The sequence below is a fragment of the Rhizobium mesosinicum genome (genome assembly GCF_019511345.1).
GTDB classification, from domain to species: domain Bacteria; phylum Pseudomonadota; class Alphaproteobacteria; order Rhizobiales; family Rhizobiaceae; genus Rhizobium; species Rhizobium mesosinicum.
This window is the reverse complement of sequence record NZ_JAEUAK010000044.1, coordinates 1-253: the sequence shown is the minus strand read 5'-3', so window position 1 is coordinate 253 and position 253 is coordinate 1. Positions and strand designations below refer to the sequence as shown.

The 253-nt window shown below is 61.3% G+C and carries 1 pseudogene; it reads left to right on the top strand.

Annotated features, from left to right (window positions below):
• Nucleotides 1–253 (top strand): annotated as a pseudogene (locus JNB85_RS30495) (integrase core domain-containing protein); the annotation flags it as partial.

Sequence of the window (253 nt, the reverse complement as noted above, 5' to 3'; positions counted from 1 at the left end):
GCGGCTTGCCAGCCGCCATCAGAAGCGACAACGGCTTGCCTTTCGCCAGCCCAAACGGGCTCTACAATCTGTCTAAACTGTCGGTGTGGTGGCTGAGGCTCGGGATCACGCTGGAGCGCATCAGGCCCGGGCCGTCCCCAACAAAACGGCCGGCATGAGCGCATGCACCTGACGCTGAAGAAAGAGGCGACCAGACCATCCGGCAAAAACATCCTCCAGCAGCAGGCCCGCTTCGATGCTTTCGTCAGCGAAT